This is a genomic window from Sphingomonas sp., from assembly GCF_036387595.1.
Taxonomy (GTDB): domain Bacteria; phylum Pseudomonadota; class Alphaproteobacteria; order Sphingomonadales; family Sphingomonadaceae; genus Sphingomonas.
In genome coordinates, this window is sequence record NZ_DASVTL010000117.1 from 12,350 (window position 1) to 29,832 (window position 17,483).

The window sequence follows — 17,483 nt, forward strand, 5'->3', positions numbered from 1 at the left end:
TGGGGACGCAATGATGGACGGAGCCGCCCGCCGCGACATATTGAAGCTCGCGGCGGCGGGGGTGGCGGTCCCTTGGTCGCTGGCGGCGGGCGCGGCGACCGAGCGGGGCGGAGCAGGGGAGGTCGGGTTCGCCGACCTCGCCCAAATCTTCGCTGCGCCGCCGCCCGAGGCACGGCCCGGCATCTTTTGGTATTGGATGAACGGCAATGTCAGCCGCGCCGGCATCACGGCCGATCTGGAAGCGATGCGCGATGCTGGCCTGCGCACCGTCATGCTGTTTTCGATCGGTGGGCCGGGACCGGAGACGATCGTCAAGCCCGCCGCGCAGAGCCTGACGCCACAATGGTGGGAGTTGGTGCACTTCGCCGTAGCCGAGGCGGGGCGGCTCGGCCTCGAAATGGCGATGAACGCGTGCGATGGCTGGGCGACGGCGAGCGGGCCGTGGATCACGCCCGAATTGTCGATGCAGCGGCTAACCTGGTCGGAGACCGAGGCGGCCGGCGGCGCAGCGGCGATCCGGCCTGCGCAGCCGCCGACCGTGGCGGGTCATTACCGTGACCTGCGGATCGTCGCCTATCGCCATCCCGCCGCCTGGGAGGAACCGACCGGCATGCCGCGGGTCTCCGGCAGCCTGGCCGGTGCGGACGCCGATCGGCTGGCCGATCCGGCCAATACGCAGATCGTGATCGATAGCGCCGCGGCCGGGGACATCGTGCTGCGTTACGACCGGCCGTTCACGCTGCGATCGGTGACGGTGCGGACGCCGCCTTTCCCTGGTCCGTTTCCCGGCGTGCAGCGCGCAGCCAACCGGTTGATTGTCGAGGCGAGCGATAACGGCGCCGCGTGGCGCCCGGTCGGCCGGCTCGACTATCCCCGCCACGGCTGGGAGACGGGGCTGACGAGCGCCACCCACGCGCTGCCTGCGACCCGCGCGCGCGCCTTTCGCTTCCGTCACGTGCCCGAGGCGGCGGCGGCGCATGGTGAGGATCTCTACCACGCCGGCGATCCGCGGCTGCGGTTGAGCGGGCTCCACCTGTCCGGCCGCGCGCGGGTGCCACTACTGCCGCTGCGCACCGGCGAATCCTGGGGCGCCGCCGACCGGCTCACCGATCGGGTCCTGCCGCCGGAGGCATGCGTCGCGGCGGACGCGATCGTCGATCTGACCGGCCGGCTCGGCACCGACGGCCTGCTCGACTGGCGGCCGCCGCCGGGGCGTTGGACCGTCGTCCGGATCGGCCACACCTCGACCGGCAAGGCCAATTCAATCGCCGGGGGGGGCAAGGGCCTGGAATGCGACAAGCTCAGCCGCGTGGCGGCGCGCGTGCAGTTCGCCGGCTGGTTCGGCCGCGCGTTGGAGACTGTCGGGCCGGAACTGGCCGGCCGCGTGCTTCACGTCTTCCACGTCGACAGCTGGGAGGCTGGCAGCCAGAACTGGACGCCCGCTTTCGCCGCCGAATTCCAGATGCGGCGCGGCTACGGCCTGATGCCGCACCTTCCGATCCTGGCTGGCGTGCCGATTGGCGGCGCCGACGCGATCGAACGCATCTTGTTCGACGTCCGTCGCACCATCGCCGAACTGGTCTCCGACGCCTTTTTCGGGGAGATGGCAGCACAGGCCAAGGCGCATGGCTGCCTCTTCTCGGGCGAGACGGTCAACCCAACGATGATCGCGGACGGACTCGATTACGGCCGTCACGTCGATGTGCCGATGGGCGAGTTCTGGCTTCGCTCGCCGCAGAACCTGAAACCGCACGACATCGCCGACGCCGTATCGACCGCCCACATCCACGGCCGCCGGATCGTCGGCGCGGAGGCGTTCACCGAATGGGATCTGAAATGGGACGAGACGCCGTGGATGCTGAAAGCCCGCGGCGACCATCATTTCGCGCAGGGGATCAACCGCTTCTACCTGCACGTCTATGCGCACCAGCCGTTCCTGGATCGCGCGCCCGGCGTCACCCTGTCCGGGGTCGGCACCTTCTTCGGCCGGACGCAGACCTGGTGGAAACCGGGTAAGGCGTGGATCGACTATCTCGCGCGGTCGCAGGCGCTGCTCCAGGTCGGGCAACCGGTCGCGGACGTCGCCATGTTCATCGGCGAAGATATCCCGGCCCGATCGATCCTGGCCGATGCGTTGCCGGTGGCGCTGCCGCCCGGCTATCGTCACGATTCGATCAATCGCGACGCGCTGATGCGGCTGGCGCGGGTCGAGGACGGCGCACTGATCCTGCCCGGGGGCATGCGCTATCGCGTGCTGATCCTGCCCGATGCGGATCGGATGACGCCCGAACTGACGGAACGGCTGGCGGCACTGGGGCAGGCGGGGCTGGCGATCGTCGGTCGCGCGCCGACCCTCTCGGCGGGGGGCGCGGACGGCGGGGCGACGGACGCTCGGCTGCGCAAGGCGGCGGGATCGATGCGGCTGCTGCCGTATAGCGCGCTGCCGGCGCTGCTGGCGCGGACCTGTTCGCCCGACGCGCTGTTCGAGGGCGATGCCGCGACGACGATCGAATGGACGCATCGCTCGGCGCCCGGGGGCGACCTCTATTACGTCAGCAACACGAGCGACCGCGCGGTGGCGGTTACGGCGGACCTGCGCGCGCGCGGACGTCCGCACGTCTGGCGGCCCGACGACGCCACCACCGAGCCTTTGGTGGCGTGGCGTAACGACCTCGGTCGAACGCAATGCACGCTCTCGCTGGCCCCGCGCGACGCGATTTTCGTCATGATCGAACCCGGCGGGGTGGGCGATCCGGTCGTCACGGTCGCGGGGCCGGCCCAGGCCCGACTGGCGGCGCATGACGGCCGCGAGTTCCTGTCGAGCGATGCCGCCGGTGCCTGGACCGCTCGCCGCCTGTCAGGCCGGACCGTCCCGCTTGCCGTGTCGCCGCTGCCGCCGGCGCCGTCGGTCATCGGCTGGAGCGTGGCCTTCCCGGGCATCGGCGAGCGCACCTGGCCCGACCTTGCGCACTGGGACATGAGTGCCGAGGATGATATCCGCCATTTCTCCGGCACCGCGGTTTACACCGCGCGCTTCCGGCTGCCGCGGGATCGCGGTGTGCGCTGGCGGCTCGATCTCGGCTCGGTCGCCGATCTGGCTGAAGTGACGGCCAACGGCCGCCGGCTCGGCACGCTGTGGAAGCCGCCTTTCGCGATCGACGTGACCGACGCAGTCCGCCCCGGCGAAAACCGGCTGGTGATCGCGGTCACCAACACCTGGCTCAATCGCCTGATCGGTGACGCGGGCAGGGCCGACCGCACCAGCTTCGTCACCCCCGAACTGCATTTCGGCAAGCCTTGGCAGCCGCGCGCCGGTGATCCTCTCCTCCCGGCCGGGTTGATCGGGCCGGTTACGTTGCATCCCTATAGAGAGGTCGCGATTCCATGACCGGACGACCCGACGATCCCGCTGGGCATGGAGCCTATGCCTGGTACGTGCTCGCGATCCTCACCCTGGCAAACAGTTTCGCCTTCGTCGATCGGCAGGTGCTGGCACTGCTGGTCGAGCCGATCCGCCGCGATCTGGGCGCAAGCGACACCGTGATGAGCCTCCTCTACGGGATCAGCTTTTCGCTCTTCTATGTCGTCGTCGGCCTGCCGATGGCGCGGCTGGCCGATCGTTCGAACCGCCGCAACATCATAGCCTGGTCGATTCTGGCTTGGAGCTTCATGACGATGCTGTGCGGCATGGCCCGCAGCTTTGCGATGTTGTTTGTCTCGCGCATCGGAGTCGGTGCGGGGGAGGCGGGGCTGACCCCTTCGGCACAATCGATGCTGTCGGATTATTTCGGCCCCGAACGCCGCGCGCTGGCGCTCGGCATCTTCGCGATGGGCATCTATATCGGCGGCGGCATGGCGCTGGTCATCGGCGGCTATGTGATCGTCTGGCTGGAGGGTCTGTCGCCGCTCTCGCTGCCGCTGCTGGGCGCCGTGAAACCCTGGCAGGCGACCTTCCTGATCGTCGGCGCGCCCGGTCTGCTGCTCGGCCTGCTCGCCTTTTCGATTCGGGAGCCGGCGCGCCGCGGCAGCGTCGGCACGCCCCGGGCCGTGCCATTCGCCGAAATGGGCGCACATCTCCGCGCCCGCCGCTGGAGCTATATCGGTATCATCGGCGGCCTGTCGCTGATGATCCTGGTCGGTAACGGCACCGGCGCCTGGATCCCGGCGTTCTTCGCGCGCAAGTTCGGCTGGGGCCCGGCCGAGATCGGCTTGCGCTACGGTCTGGTCGTGTTCCTCTGCGGCACCGCCGGCACGGTGTGCGGTGGGCTGTTGGCGAGCACGCTGCGGCGTCGCGGTTACCTGCGCGCCAACCTGTGGGCGGCGACGATCGGTTTCGCTGTGCTGATTCCGGTGACGATCGGTTTTCCGTTGGCGCCGACGCCCGAACTCGCGCTGACGCTGATCGGCGTGATGAACTTCTTCGCCGGCTTCCCGTTCGGTGGCGGCTATGCAGCGCTGCAGGAGATCACCCCCAACCGAATGCGCGCGCAGATCGCGGCGGTGATGATGTTGTTCGTCAACCTGATCGGCGCGGGCCTTGGCCCCACGCTCGTGGCGCTCGCGACCGACCGGCTGTTCGCCGATCCCGCCGCCCTGCCGCTGTCGATCGCGCTGGTTTCGGCCGTCATGTCGCCGCTGGCGCTCGGCTTCATCGCCCTCGCCCTCATCCATCACCCGCGCGCCATCCTGCCGCGCGAGGCGGCCGCATGAGCCTGCCTCCGCTCCCGCCCGCTGACGCCGCATGGGTGGCGCGGACCCGCGACGGGCTTTCGACCGACGCAAAGATCGCGCAGCTGTTCAACTTCGCCGTTCGCGACAGCGAGCCCGCGGAGGTGGATGCGCTGATCGCGCTCGGCGCGGGGGCTTATCACCGCTTTCCGGAATCGGACCTGGCGACCGCGCGCGACGTCACCCGGCGGCTGCTCGACCATAGCGTCGTCCCGCCGCTGGTCAGCGGCGATATCGAGGGCGGCGGCATCAGCTTCGGCTTCGCCACCGCCTTTCCCAACCAGCTCGGCATCGCCGCATGCGACGATCTCGCGCTGACCGCCGAGATCGCCCGGATGGTCGCGCGCGAGAGCCTGGCGATGGGCTTCAACTGGTCGTTCGCACCCGTGGTCGACGTCAATGCCGCCTTCCGAAGCACGATCGTCGGCACGCGCTCGTACGGGTCCGATCCGGCGCGCGTGCTGGCGCAGGCGCGCAGCTACGTCCGCGCGCTCCAGGCCGAAGGGGTCGCCGCGACCGCCAAGCACTGGCCAGGCGAAGGCTATGACGATCGCGACCAGCATCTGCTGACCACCGTCAACCCGCTACCGATGGAGCGCTGGCGCGCGGTGTTCGGCACGATCTACGGCACGCTGATCGACGACGGGCTGCTGTCGATCATGGCCGGCCACATCGCGCTGCCGGCCTGGGATGTCGCCATCGGCCGCGACGCGTTCGTTCCCGCCTCGCTCTCACGCGCGCTCAACGTCGATCTGCTGCGCGGCGAGCTCGGGTTCGACGGCCTGCTCGTCAGCGACGCCACCGTCATGGCGGGCATGACCACGTGGATGGACCGCGGTCATGCCGTGCCCACGGTGATTGAGAATGGCTGCGACATGTTTCTGTTCAGCCGCGCCCCGGCTGCTGACATCGCGCATATGAAGGCCGGGCTGCGCGCCGGGCTGTTGTCCGAGGCGCGGCTGGAGGAGGCGGTCACGCGCATCCTGACGCTGAAGGCGCGGCTGGGGCTGCACCGGACGATAGCGGCCGAGCGCCTGCCCGACAATTCGCCGGCCCTGCGCGCGCCTGAACATGTCGCGCTTGCCGCGCGCACCTCTGCCCGCTCGCTGACACTGGTCAAGGACGTGGCCGGGCTGCTGCCGCTCGACCCGGCGGCATTCCGCCGCGTTGTGCTGCTCGACGAGGGCGAAGAGCCGACCTTCATCGATGGCGCGCCGAAGCGATCATTTGCGCCATTGATCGCCGGGCTGGAAGCGGCGGGGTTCGTGGTGCGTCGGTACGATCCCGCTCATCCGCCGACCCGCGAAGACACTGACCTGCTGCTCTATTTCGTCGGCCACGAATCGACACCGGTCGTCGCGTCCAACCGGATCGACTGGGTCGCGCTTCATGGCGGCGCGAAAAAGGCGATGACGCGCTTTTGGCCAGCCATCCCGACGGTGATGGTGTCGTTCGGCTATCCCTATCTACTATACGAGGCGCCAGACGTCCCGACCTATGTCAATGCTTACAGCGCGATTCCGGCGGTGCAGGCGGCGCTGGTCGCTGCCCTGACTGGCGAGGCCGCGTTCCCCGGCGTGTCGCCGGTCGATCCTTTCTGTGGGCAGGCGGCCGCGCGCTTTTGACGATCCCGGCCGTCCTTGCCCTCGCAGCAGCGCCCGTCACGGGTCCGACGTGGTAGAGACATCAGCCCGCGCCGTCGTGCCTTTGCTGACGCATGCCTTCGATTTGATCGTAACGCTCGGACCGCCGGTCGAACTCGGTACTGTCCCCGCCGGCCGGCGGCGTTTCATCCCGATTACCGGCGGTACGGTGTCCGGTCCAATGTTAAGCGGCATCGTCCTGCCCGGCGGCGGCGACCGGCAGACGATCGGCTCGGATGGCACGACCGGAATCCACGCGCGCTATGCGATGCAGGCGAGCGACGGAACCGTGGTCGAAATCGACAATCCCGGCGTGCGGGTCGCTTCGCCAGAGATCATCGCTCGGCTTGCTGCCGGCGAAGTCTTGGACCCCGGTCTGTATTATTTCTGCACGACCCCGCGCTTCGCGTTGCCCGCCGGGCGGCATGACTGGCTGCGCCAGCGTGTATTCGTCGCGATCGGCATGCGTCATCCGGAGATGGTCGAACTCAGGATCTATCGCCTCGACTGAATTCCCAGGCAGGGACCGGGGAACGGCGCAGTTCACTGCGCCTCGACACGGCCTTACCACATCCTTGTCGACGCCGGGGCTGTTCAGCGATGTCCGCCGACCCGACCTGGCGAGCTACCGGGCGGATCATATTCCGCCGATTTACGCCGATCGCCTATCCGGCGGCGAGGACAATGGCGCGATCTACATCCGTCGCGCGCGCTGAACGGGGTGCAGCTGACCGAGCCGTTCCTCGCTCGAATCCGCGATCATGAACGGCGGCGTTCTGGAACTGTGGTGGCGACGCGAGCGGCTCGATGGGGGTAGGGCTGGCTGAGGTGCCTTATCAGGTAGAGACGCGCGTTGCGCCGCGTACCGCAGCATCTTCTAGGCTTGCCCTCCCTAGACGAACATCGCCAGCACACCGGCTTCGGTCGGCGGGCGGGGGATCGTGAAGGCAATCGGCTTCCAGTCCGCCGCCGCTGGACGCTGCAGGCATATGTCGAGCCATCGGCTCAGCGCAGGATAGAAGGTGATCGGTACGCCTGCGATCGGCACCAGCGTCATCACCGCCGCCACGTTGAGGTCGGCCACGGTGAAACGATCTCCGAGCAGGAACGGGCGCGTCGCCAGGTGCGAGTCGATAACGCGGAACGGGCGATCGAGCTTGCCGCACGCCATCGTCGCCTGCGCCGGGTCACGGCCGCTTTCCGGGAAGAGCAGCAGGTTCGCCGCTGCCAGCAGCAGGGGCTTTTCCACTTCCGTTGCGACCCAGAAACTCCACTGGGTCGCGTGAGCCTCCTCGACCAGATCGCGCGGTGCGAGGGCGCCTGCGAACTTGCGCGCCAGATAGAGGTTGATCGACAGCGATTCGAAAAGCACCAGTCCATCGTCGACCAGCGCGGGAACCCGTCCGTTGGGGTTGATCGCCAGATACGCCGGTGTCCGTGTCGCACCGCCGCGAAAGTCGATGGGGACATGCTCGAACGGTAGCCCCAGTTCTTTCAGCATCCACATGACGCGGTGCGCCCGCGAGAACGGGTGGCCGTACAAGGTCAACATCGTACCAGGCCCGTCAGAAGCGGAACCCGGTGCGAATGCCATAGGTGCGCGGCGGGCGCAGGATCACGATCGCCTGACCGATCGCGGGCTGGACGAAGCCCGACGCGCGCACCGCCTCGTCCTCGATATTCTCGATGTACGCACCGACCGACAACCGGCCGTCGTCGGTCCGGTAGGTGAGCGAGGCGTACGATACCATCGTGTCGGGCTGGAACTCGCCGGGCAGATATTCCTCCGCGACGAAGTATTCCGACTGGAGCCGCGTGCCGAGGATCGCGTCGATCCCGCCGCGCCCTGCGCCAAGCTCGAACGTCCGCTGATAGCTGGCGTTGAGCACCCATTTTGGCGTCTGCGCCAGCGGATAGCCCGCGCAGTTCACCGTTGCGAACCGCTGCCCCGAAACCGGATCGACGCCCGGCGTCTGCGGGCAGCTGACCGCCGCCCGGCTTCCCGGCGCGCCCGGCAGCGAGACGTTGTAGACGAGTTCCTGGAATTCGCTGAACACATATTGCAGGTTGACGCTCAACCGATCGTTGCGCGTCGGCCGCCAGAGCAGGTCGGCCTCGGCCCCGTAGATCTTGGCTTTGCCCGCATTTTCGGTGATGATGGAAAACCCCGCCGGGCGGATCGGCCCGAGATGGGTGATCTGCTTGTCGTTATATTTCCAGTAGAACGCCTCGACGTTGAGCTGGAGCGTATTGTCGAAGAACCGGTTCTTGGACCCAAGGGTGAATGCCCGGATCGTTTCGGGGGCGAAGGTGTTCGTGGGCAGCGAGGGATAGAAGCCACCCGCCTTAAACCCCGTCTCCACGCTGGCGTAGAGCAACGACGCATCGCCAGCGTCGAATTCGACGCCCGCCTTGTAGGTTAGCTTGTTGAACTCGAGATCGCCAGAGAATGGCCCGGTGCATGTGCCGGCCGGAATGTTGAACGTGCCCGGCGTCGGACAGGTTTGCGCATAGAAGGCGGCCGCCGGTCCGGGGAAGCCCGCCGGAAGCGCTGGCAGGCGCGTGATGTTGACGCCCGTCTGCGACTTCTTCTCGTTGGTATAGCGAACGCCGCCCGTGGCGCGGAACCGCTCGGTCAACGGAACGGTCACCTGCCCGAAGGCCGCGAGGCTGCGAACGGGCAGCCCGGGCGAGGTCGTGATCGTCCGGGTGATCCCCTGGTTGGCATCGACGAACAAGGTCGAGTTGTCATCGAAATAATAGCCGCCGACGACCCACTTCACCGCCGAGCCGCCGGGCGATGCCAAGCGAACCTCCACCGACGTTTGTTCCGACCGCTCGGTCGAGGTGAGCGGGAAGCCGCCGGCATAGGCCTTGAAGTCGTTGCGGGTGAACCGATACGCCGGGATCACGGTCAGGTTGGCGAATCCGGCGTCGTAATTGATCGTCGTGTTCACCCCCCATGCGTCCAGATCGACAAAGCCGTCATCCGCGATCGGCGGCAACAGCGTCGGGTTGCGTCCGCCGCTGATCCCGAGTGAGGCGTTGCGCAGGAGCGCGTTCGATTCGGGCGAGGTCGGCCCGCGATAGGGGTCGTCGTTGTCGAGGAACCCGTTCGGGGTCGAGAACACCGCGCCGGGTCCTTTGCCGCCCTGATGGATATAATCGGCGGACAGGTTGATGCTCAGGGCGTCGGTCGGCTCGAGCAATAGCTGTGCGCGGACCGCCTGTCCGATGTCGTCGAGATAGCCGTCGCTGAGATAACCGTCGCGATGCACCACTTGCGCCGCGACCCGCAGAGCCGCCTTGTCGCCGATCGGAAGATTGATCATCCCCGATGCACGAACAAGGTCATAGGTGCCGACCTCCATATCGACGTTGCCCGCGAGCGCGCCCAGCTGCGGCCGGGCGACGATCACGTTGATCGCGCCACCGGTCGCGTTGCGGCCGTACAGCGTGCCCTGAGGGCCCTTCAGCACTTCGACGCGCTCCAGGTCGAAGAACAATCCGTTGGGCGCGGCCGAGCGGGCGAGATAGACGCCGTCGAGATTGATCGCGACCGCGGGTTCGGAATAGATGAACGGCGCGAAATTGCCGACGCCGCGGATCGTCACCTGAGTCCCACCTGCGCCGAGCGGCGACAGCTGGAGGGCGGGGATGAGCTTGGTGAGATCCTGTGGCTGGCTGACACCGGCATTCCGGATAGCGGCGCCGTCGACCGCGCTGATCGCGAGCGCGGTCCGCTGCAGGCTTTCGGAGCGGCGCTGCGCGGTGACGACGATATCGCCGATGCCGTCGGCCTCGGGGGTCGGGATCGCACCGACCGCACCTTGCTCTGCGGCTTGCGCCGGGACGCCCGTCGGTGCCGCGGCGTCACCTGGAGCCTGCGGCGCAGTCTGCGCGTGAACGCCAACCGATGAAAACGCCAGCGCAGCGATGCCAGCCCGTGTCAGAAATCCGTTCATGCCATCCTCCTCCGGCCTCAGGCCTAAGCCGATCCCTTGCGTTCCCGATCGAAGTGTCGGCAGGTTTGCCCTCGAAAGGCACCCGGATGATCGCTTAAAATCCTGCTCCGTCATTGCCAATAAACCGTAATGCGGTCAAGCCGTATCGTGATACGGTGCAGTCTGAAATTTTTAGGAGAGCAACGATGGAATTTTCGGACTGTGCCCGGCTCTTGGACCCCGCCCCTATGGCGCTGGAAATGGGTTTCGAGCGCCTGGGCGACGGCGTGCTTCACGTCGCCGCCAGAACCGACATGCGTGGCTGCACGGGCGCCATGTTGGAATGGTGGTTCGGTTCGCGTCCCGGGACGCGCGAATACCTCTGGTGGCATCCACTGGATCATGTCGCCTCTGCTTGGTCGGAAACGCGGGAGGGCACGCACATCGGCTCGATCCATCATGCGACCGAACGCTTCACGGGGAGCGAACCGGAGCAACTCGCCATTCAGTTTCGTGAACCGGCGGAGTTCTTCGACGCCGGGGAACTCGCCGCTGCACGGGCCTCGGGTGCTGTTTCGGCGGTGATCTGCGCGCATGGTGGCCCCGGCCCGGAACCACGTCGTCGCCCGGACGGCGCGGTGATCGGCACGCGTCTGATCCATCTATGCCGCGACACGCCGTGGGGGATGGTGCTGCGCACGCACTTCTTCCTGGGCTACGATCTTCCGCGCTTGGGAATGCCAAGAGCGATGATGGACGAGCAATTCCCCGATCACCTCGCCCCGAACCTGCTTCAGCACTGCTATGACGAGTTCACCACCCTGTCGCGCTTCCTCCCCTCTCTCTACGAAGCGGAAGCGGGCGGTGTGCGTCCGCCGCGTCGGTCGTGGTAGCGTCGCCGTACCCCGGACAGTAGGCAGACAGCGCACTTGGCAGGACGTTGGCAAGACAAGCCCGGCGTATGAAGTGCGTCCTGTACAAGCCAGCCGGGGGAGGCTTTTCCGCCAATCTTGCACCGCAACGTGGGACGATATCGCTCAGTCCGTGACTGCGCCCATGGCGTCCGGTACATCGTCCAACTGGCCAAGAGTGCGGAAAAGGGCGCGTAGCCCATCGCGCTCGGCGGCCGTGAGATGGGGGTTCCACACGTCCAGGATCAGCACAGCCCGCACGGCGTCGCTGTCGTTCCAGGCTTCGTGCTCGATCGTGTCGTCGAAGGCAAACGCTTCGCCCTCCACCCATTCTCGCGTTTCACCCCCGACGCGAAAGCCGCACCCTGGCGGCACGATCAACGGAAGATGCACGACCGCACGCACGTTGCTGACCCCGGTATGCCCTGGAAGCCGGGCGCCAGGCTGAAGGATCGAAAAGAACGCCGTCGGCCCCTTGCCCGGCATGTCGGCCAGCGGCACCCGGTCGAGCGCTGCGGAAGTCGCCGGGCATCGCGCGCACACCTCCGCCTGTCGTTCGCCATAACGCCATAGATAGCGCGCGCTCCACGCACGCGAGCCGTCAAGCGGGGTCCATTTGTTGGTCGGCGTTCCGGGCGCCTGATCGACATAGGGCGCAAAGCCGTTGTCGGGTGCCGTCAACAACGCGTGCAACTCGCTCCGGATTGCAGGGGCGGCCGCTTCCAGTTCGTCCATCCAGGGGAAGTGCCGCCGTTCGAAGAATTCATCGGCGGGCAGGAAAGGAAAGTGCAGCCCATGCGGCTCGTTATGGAAAACCCGTCGGCGTCCCAGCATTGCATCGACGCACGCATCGAATCGTCGCGCGTGCGTGCTCAGTTGCCGGCGTGCCTCGACCAACCCGGTATCGATCTGGGCGCCCATCCGTGCGGCTACTACCGCAACGCGCCCGCGTGCGTGGGCGAGCAGATCGACCATCGCTTCGGAAGCGTCGGGCATTGCCTCGATCATGCTCGCGACGCCGCCCCAGCGGAATGCGGCTGCGTTTGACTCGCCCAACCGCTCGTGGAGTTCGGCAATCCGAACATTGGCCATCAAATGCCGCTGATCGAGTGCCAGCGCGCGCTCCAAGGCAGCGCGCTCCCCGCTCGAATCGTCGGCAAGGCGCTGCGCCTTTGCCAGATTCATCCACAACGGTGCCGCGCCAGGATCGGCCGCGGCCGCACGCGCGAAGTGAGTGGCAGCGGCGAGGGGGGCATCATCCCCCAGCGCCAGCAATCCCAAAGCGTTCCATGCCGCGGCATGCTGAGGATCGCTGGCGACAATCCGCGCAAACAGCCCTGACGCTTCCGCCGGCTGTCCCGCTTGTCGTGCCGCCTCAGCTTGCCTGAGCAACGCGGCAATTTCAGGCGCGCCTGCCTTGATCTCGGTCATCGACAAACCTCGGCTTACTGACGGCAGGGGAACTGCCGATCAACCGCCGCCGGCAACCGGCTGATCGGTCAGCGCGAATCCAACATTGCGCGCCCGCCGCGGCGCGTGCGCGACCGCTTAACTACCACCTTGCGGAATGCCGGCGTTGCGCTCCTGCATCTCGCGGCCGCCCGCTTGCGCGGCTTCGGAGATACGTCGCCAATCGGTGGCCGAGAAGCAGCGCTTCTTCCGAGATACCAGCGAGCCGACGACCAGGTCGGACTTGCAGATCATTTTCGGTGCGGGCGGCGCCTGCTCGGGCTTCTTTTCCTGAGCCAAGGCTGCGCCAGGTGTTGCGAGGATCGCCAGCAACAACCCCACATTCACAAATTTCCGCATATTACCCTCCCTGACGTATCGCTGCACAATATGCCCTAATGGTTTCGGAAAGTGAAGCGCACCGCGATCCAGGTTGCGGGAGCATATATCCCCGTGCACAGAGCGGGGATGATCCCGCCTCCACCCCGTGCCGGCTTGGTCGCCGGAGATCCGCTCTGGTTGCCACATCGTTATGACCCGATCGCCGACGCGGTACATTTCCGTCACGTTTCGCGCGCGGATCACAGCGCCGCCACGTTCCTGACGGACGAGGAACTCGGCCCCGCTGCTCCCACCGTAGAGAAACGCGCGGACGCGATGACGAATGCGCCCGCCGCGGCGCCCATCCACTTCATCTTCCACTCGGCGTTTTGCGGCTCGACCCTGCTGGCGCGTGCCCTCGATATCGAGGGCGTGGCCATGGCGTTGAAGGAACCAGTGATCCTCAACGATCTCGTCGGCTGGCGGCATCGCGGCGGCGATACACGGCAGATCGCGCGCACCCTCGATCATGCGATGGCGCTGCTTGCCCGTCCCTTCACGCCGGGCGAGTCGGTGATCGTCAAGCCTTCGAACGTCGTCAACGCCTTCGCCCCCGCCATGTTGGCGATGCGGCCGACATCCGGCGCGCTGCTGCTGTACGCACCCCTCGAAACCTATGTCGCGTCGATAGCGAAGAAGGGCATGTGGGGGCGTCTATGGGTGCGCGACCTGCTCATCAAGCAGATCAAGGACGGGTTGATCGATCTGGGGTTCACGCAAGACGATTACCTTGCCCACACCGATCTGCAGGCCGCAGCGGTCGGGTGGGTTGCGCAACATGCGCTGTTCGCGCGGCTGATAGAAGCGCATGGCCCGCACCGCATTCGGACACTCGACAGCGAAACGCTGGTTGCGCAGCCGGAGCGCGCGATGGCGGCGCTGGCCGACCTATATGGGCTGACGCTCGACGCTGCAGCCGTCGCGTCCGGCCCGGTCTTCACCCGACATTCCAAATTCGGGACCGTGTTCGGGGCGTCCGAGCGTGAGGCCGAACATCGCGCTGCCATCGAGGCGCATGGCGACGAAATTGAAAAGGTGGTGATCTGGGCGCAGGCAGTCGCCCGCGCTGCCAATGTGTCACTCGATCTGAAAGTGCCGCTGCTCGCGTGACGCGCGCCTTGCGAATTACTTCACGCAAATAAAAAGGGGGCGGGCACGCATGCCCACCCCCATTCAGATGCTCGCCTTCCGAAGAAGGCGTGCCCAGCCTAGAAACGCAGCCGCACGTTCGCGGTTACCCGGCGACCAACCGCGTCATACGTCGACGGGAAGGTGTTGCCGCTGTTGAACGCGGTCGATCCAGCGCCCGCGCCGACCAGTGGCGGCTGCTTGTTGAGCAGGTTCTCCGCCGTGAACGTCAGCGTCATGGTCTCGGTCACGCCGAAACGGGTCGTCAGATCGAAATAATGATAGGCGGGGATCGTTCCGAGATTCTGGTTGCCGAAGCCGGTGATCAGACCCGAGTAATAGGGTCCGTTGCCGTTCTCAATATCGTCAGGCTCCTGCGTGACGGCATCTAGGTAGCGCCAAAGGAGCGAAACATCGACGTCGCCGATCGTCAGGGTTGTGCGCTGCGAGAACTGGAACTCGGGCTGAATGGAGCCACAGTTCACGCTGTAGAAGCCTACGCAGTCACGATCGAGCGCGGTCGGCGTAGCCTGGAAGCGCGAATTGTTGTTCCAGGTTCCGATGAAGCCCAGATTCAGGCCCGCAAAGCCGAGATCACGGCGATAGTTGACCGTGAGATCGACACCATCGTTGTACAGCTTGCCCAGGTTCGACGAGGCCAGGAACAGGCCAGGCGTCGTCGCAGGGTCACCATCCAGCGCACCGGTTGCCGGGTTGCGCCGGATGATCGTGCAGGCATCGGTCGTTTCCGCCCCAGCGGGTGGCGCAAAGACGTTCGCACCGAAGCACGCCGCGATCGCGTCGCCCGGCGTCGGGCTGGAAACGGCGCCCTTCACCTTGATGTTGAAGTAATCCACTGCGATCGACAGACCCGACACGAAGTCGGGCGTGAACACGCCACCGATCGTGTAGGTGTTGGCGACTTCCGGACGAAGGTTGACGTTGCCGCCGCCGGTCGAATTCGCCTGCTGCGCCGTCGGGTCGTTGATCGAGTTGATGTTGCCGACAGTCGCCCCCTGCGCAAGGCAGACCGCGCGAAGCGTGCCGGTCGGATCGGGGCGGCCGTTGTCCACGCCCGATCCGTCCAGGGTGGCGCACGGATCGATACCCAGGTTGGTCAGACCGGTGCTCACCGGCGCGAATAGTTCGCCGATGTTGGGTGCCCGAACCGCACGCGTATAGTTGCCGCGGATCTTGAAGCCGTAACCCGGCTCCCACTGACCGCCGACCTTGTAAGTCGTGGTGTTGAACGTGGGCGAACCAGGCGCATCGACCTTATAGTCGGAGTAGCGGACGCCTGCTTCCAGCGTCAGTTCCTTGAAGAACGGACGGTTCTGGATCAGCGGCAGCAAAAGCTCGCCAAACGCTTCATAGACTTCGTAGCCGCCGTCGATGTTCGGTGCAGCGCCACCCGAGCCGCCCAGTTCGCCTGCGGTCTGTGCCAGCGTGTCCGACCGCTGCTGAGCACGATACTTGCGATACTCGCCACCGACCGCGAAACCCAACACGTCGTCCGCGAACGGCGAAGCGAAGCCGAAGTTGCCGCTGATCGTGCCACGTGCCTGCGCCAGGGTGGTGCGGACCGTCGTGGTCGATTCACCCGTGATGTAGGGAATCTGGTTCGGCAGGATCGAGCCCTGCGCACCGAACAGGTTGATGGGGACGCAGCCCGCGCCCGCGCCAATGTCCGCCCCACCCGTCGCGCCGCCGAGGCAAGTCGTGGTGTTCGTGGCATAGACGGCAGAACGGAGGCGCGAAGTGAGCGTGTAGCCCTGCAGCGTCTGCTGGTTTTCGCTCTCGCCATAAGCGCCGTTGACATCGAAGTTGATGTTGCTGGTGATCGCACCGCGCAGGCCGAGGCGATAATCGAACACCGTGCTGGTGAACTGGCTGATCCGCGGCCCGACTTCGACCGCACGGCGGCTGATGTTGACCGCCGGGTTGAGGTTCAGGGTCTCGCCCGCCTCGATCGTGCCGTTGCCGTTGACGTCGAAGGGAACGGGGGCGCCGTTGCCCACTGCGCGGAAGTTAGGGTCCGCCGGCGACGTCGCGGTTGCGGCCGCGTTACATTCCGCCACGGTGAAGCGCGGACGATAGACTGCGGCAGAGGGATTGACGTCGAACGCGCAATATTGCGCGCGCAGACCGGCCGGCAGATATGGGTTGCTCAGCGGGACGACAAACGACGAGCCGAATGAACCCGAAGGCGCAACGAGGGTGCTCACGGTCTGCTTGGAGAACAGGCCACGGGTATAGACCTCAAGACCGTCCGAAACCTCGTACTTCGCCTGACCGAACATGTTGAACCGCTCGAACGGGGTCTGGAAGATGTTGTCCGGGTTGAAGTTGAACGCCTGGAATGGCGTTACGGCGTTGCCGGTCGCCGGGTTGATCTGACGACCGCCGCCGTTCCCCGTGGCGGGGTTCGTGCTGGGCAGACCGGTAGCGGGGTCGATCGGACGGGTGCCCGTGAAGGTCGAGGGAACCGAGGTGCCCGAACCACCGCCAACGGCGCCGGTGAATGTATCGACGTTCAGCACCGAGATCTTGCGATCGCCCTGGAAGACCGGATCGACTTCCTGATAGCCGACGCTGAACACGGCGTTGCCGCGGCCGTCGTCGAAATTGGCGCCGATCGTGACATCGGCGCGCAGGCGGTTGCCGTCACCCTTTTCGCTGATGCCTTCGCTGATGTTGATCTCGGCGCCCGAGAAATCCTGGCGGGTGATGAAGTTGACCACGCCGCTGATCGCGTCCGCGCCATAGGTGGTGCTGGCACCACCGGTCAGCACTTCGACGCGCTCGACGAGCGCCAGCGGAATGTTGTTGAGATCGACGACACCGGCAAGGTTGCCGGGAACCGGACGGTTGCCGTCGAGCAGCACGATGTTGCGGTTAGTACCCATGCCGCGAAGGTTGACGAACGACTGGCCGCCGTTGCCGTTGTTGACGGCCGAACCGATGGACGGAACCGCGCCGGGCAGCTCGCGCAGCAGCTCTTCGGCGACGTTCGCTGCCTGCAACTCGACTTCATCGCGACCGATGACCGAAACCGGGCTGGATGACTCCAGGTTCGGGCTGCGAATCAGCGAGCCGGTGACGACGACGTCGGCTGAAGGACTCTCTTCGGCGGCCGAAGACGCACCGGTGGTCGACGCGTTCTGCGCGTCCTCGGCAGGCGCTACCTGCGCCGACAGAGGAGTGCCAAGCATGGCGGCACCGGCGAACAGCGTTGACGCGAGAAGCCGCGAGCGAACAGATTTCATTGCAGAACCCCTTGAGTGCCAGCCTGTTAGCCG

At 66.3% G+C, this 17,483-nt stretch carries 11 protein-coding genes; 6 read left to right on the forward strand and 5 right to left on the reverse strand.

Going from position 1 to position 17,483, the window contains the following annotated elements; genetic code table 11:
* Window positions 1-10: 10 nt before the first annotated feature.
* Genes VF643_RS13795 through VF643_RS13810 form a run of 4 tightly spaced genes read left to right on the forward strand, consistent with a single transcriptional unit; the run spans window position 11 to window position 6,882 of the window.
* Window positions 11-3,388, forward strand: coding sequence for a glycosyl hydrolase (locus tag VF643_RS13795; protein ID WP_331043961.1), 3,378 nt, complete (start codon window positions 11-13; stop codon window positions 3,386-3,388).
* Entirely contained in the window at window positions 3,385-4,710 is a 1,326-nt protein-coding gene (locus VF643_RS13800) for an MFS transporter (RefSeq protein ID WP_331043962.1), read from the forward strand. Before VF643_RS13795 ends, VF643_RS13800 begins: the two co-directional genes overlap by 4 nt.
* A complete protein-coding gene (locus tag VF643_RS13805; RefSeq protein ID WP_331043963.1) occupies window positions 4,707-6,353 on the forward strand; it encodes a glycoside hydrolase family 3 protein in 1,647 nt (548 codons plus the stop codon). The genes VF643_RS13800 and VF643_RS13805 overlap by 4 nt, the downstream gene beginning before the upstream one ends.
* Window positions 6,328-6,882: a DUF3237 domain-containing protein gene (locus VF643_RS13810; RefSeq protein ID WP_331043964.1), complete on the forward strand. Its 555-nt coding sequence runs from the start codon at window positions 6,328-6,330 to the stop codon at window positions 6,880-6,882. Before VF643_RS13805 ends, VF643_RS13810 begins: the two co-directional genes overlap by 26 nt.
* Window positions 6,883-7,263: 381 nt before the next feature.
* Here VF643_RS13810 and VF643_RS13815 read toward each other — a convergent pair whose 3' ends face one another.
* Together VF643_RS13815 and VF643_RS13820 are read right to left on the reverse strand one after the other, a co-directional pair.
* Window positions 7,264-7,923, reverse strand: coding sequence for a glutathione S-transferase family protein (locus tag VF643_RS13815; protein ID WP_331043965.1), 660 nt, complete (start codon window positions 7,921-7,923; stop codon window positions 7,264-7,266).
* Between the two features lie 13 nt (window positions 7,924-7,936).
* A complete protein-coding gene (locus tag VF643_RS13820; RefSeq protein WP_331043966.1) occupies window positions 7,937-10,336 on the reverse strand; it encodes a TonB-dependent receptor in 2,400 nt (799 codons plus the stop codon).
* A gap of 185 nt (window positions 10,337-10,521) precedes the next feature.
* Between VF643_RS13820 and VF643_RS13825 the strand changes: the two genes are divergently transcribed.
* The gene (locus tag VF643_RS13825) at window positions 10,522-11,208 is read left to right on the forward strand and encodes a DAPG hydrolase family protein (RefSeq protein WP_331043967.1); all 687 of its coding nucleotides are present in this window, start codon (window positions 10,522-10,524) and stop codon (window positions 11,206-11,208) included.
* A 144-nt stretch (window positions 11,209-11,352) separates the two neighbouring features.
* Here VF643_RS13825 and VF643_RS13830 read toward each other — a convergent pair whose 3' ends face one another.
* Together VF643_RS13830 and VF643_RS13835 are read right to left on the reverse strand one after the other, a co-directional pair.
* Window positions 11,353-12,657, reverse strand: a complete 1,305-nt coding sequence (locus VF643_RS13830) for an aspartyl/asparaginyl beta-hydroxylase domain-containing protein (RefSeq protein ID WP_331043968.1) — start codon at window positions 12,655-12,657, stop codon at window positions 11,353-11,355.
* A 117-nt stretch (window positions 12,658-12,774) separates the two neighbouring features.
* Window positions 12,775-13,035 carry a hypothetical protein gene (locus tag VF643_RS13835; RefSeq protein ID WP_331043969.1) on the reverse strand — a complete coding sequence of 87 codons (261 nt, stop codon included), beginning with the start codon at window positions 13,033-13,035 and terminating at the stop codon, window positions 12,775-12,777.
* 108 nt (window positions 13,036-13,143) lie between these two features.
* On the opposite strand from VF643_RS13835, the gene VF643_RS13840 reads away from it, so the two are divergent.
* Complete coding sequence (locus tag VF643_RS13840; RefSeq protein WP_331043970.1) at window positions 13,144-14,166, forward strand: hypothetical protein; 1,023 nt, start codon at window positions 13,144-13,146, stop codon at window positions 14,164-14,166.
* 98 nt (window positions 14,167-14,264) lie between these two features.
* Here VF643_RS13840 and VF643_RS13845 read toward each other — a convergent pair whose 3' ends face one another.
* The gene (locus VF643_RS13845; protein ID WP_331043971.1) at window positions 14,265-17,450 is read right to left on the reverse strand and encodes a TonB-dependent receptor domain-containing protein; all 3,186 of its coding nucleotides are present in this window, start codon (window positions 17,448-17,450) and stop codon (window positions 14,265-14,267) included.
* Between the last annotated feature and the right edge of the window lie 33 nt (window positions 17,451-17,483).

Bases quoted from the DNA above. Each gene is read 5' to 3' on its own strand.
- VF643_RS13795 (WP_331043961.1), top strand. From the start codon at position 11: ATGATGGACGGAGCCGCCCGCCGCGACATATTGAAGCTCGCGGCGGCG.
- VF643_RS13800 (WP_331043962.1), top strand. From the start codon at position 3,385: ATGACCGGACGACCCGACGATCCCGCTGGGCATGGAGCCTATGCCTGG.
- VF643_RS13805 (WP_331043963.1), top strand. From the start codon at position 4,707: ATGAGCCTGCCTCCGCTCCCGCCCGCTGACGCCGCATGGGTGGCGCGG.
- VF643_RS13815 (WP_331043965.1), bottom strand. From the start codon at position 7,923: ATGTTGACCTTGTACGGCCACCCGTTCTCGCGGGCGCACCGCGTCATG.
- VF643_RS13820 (WP_331043966.1), bottom strand. From the start codon at position 10,336: ATGAACGGATTTCTGACACGGGCTGGCATCGCTGCGCTGGCGTTTTCA.
- VF643_RS13825 (WP_331043967.1), top strand. From the start codon at position 10,522: ATGGAATTTTCGGACTGTGCCCGGCTCTTGGACCCCGCCCCTATGGCG.
- VF643_RS13830 (WP_331043968.1), bottom strand. From the start codon at position 12,657: ATGACCGAGATCAAGGCAGGCGCGCCTGAAATTGCCGCGTTGCTCAGG.
- VF643_RS13835 (WP_331043969.1), bottom strand. From the start codon at position 13,035: ATGCGGAAATTTGTGAATGTGGGGTTGTTGCTGGCGATCCTCGCAACA.
- VF643_RS13840 (WP_331043970.1), top strand. From the start codon at position 13,144: ATGATCCCGCCTCCACCCCGTGCCGGCTTGGTCGCCGGAGATCCGCTC.
- VF643_RS13845 (WP_331043971.1), bottom strand. From the start codon at position 17,450: ATGAAATCTGTTCGCTCGCGGCTTCTCGCGTCAACGCTGTTCGCCGGT.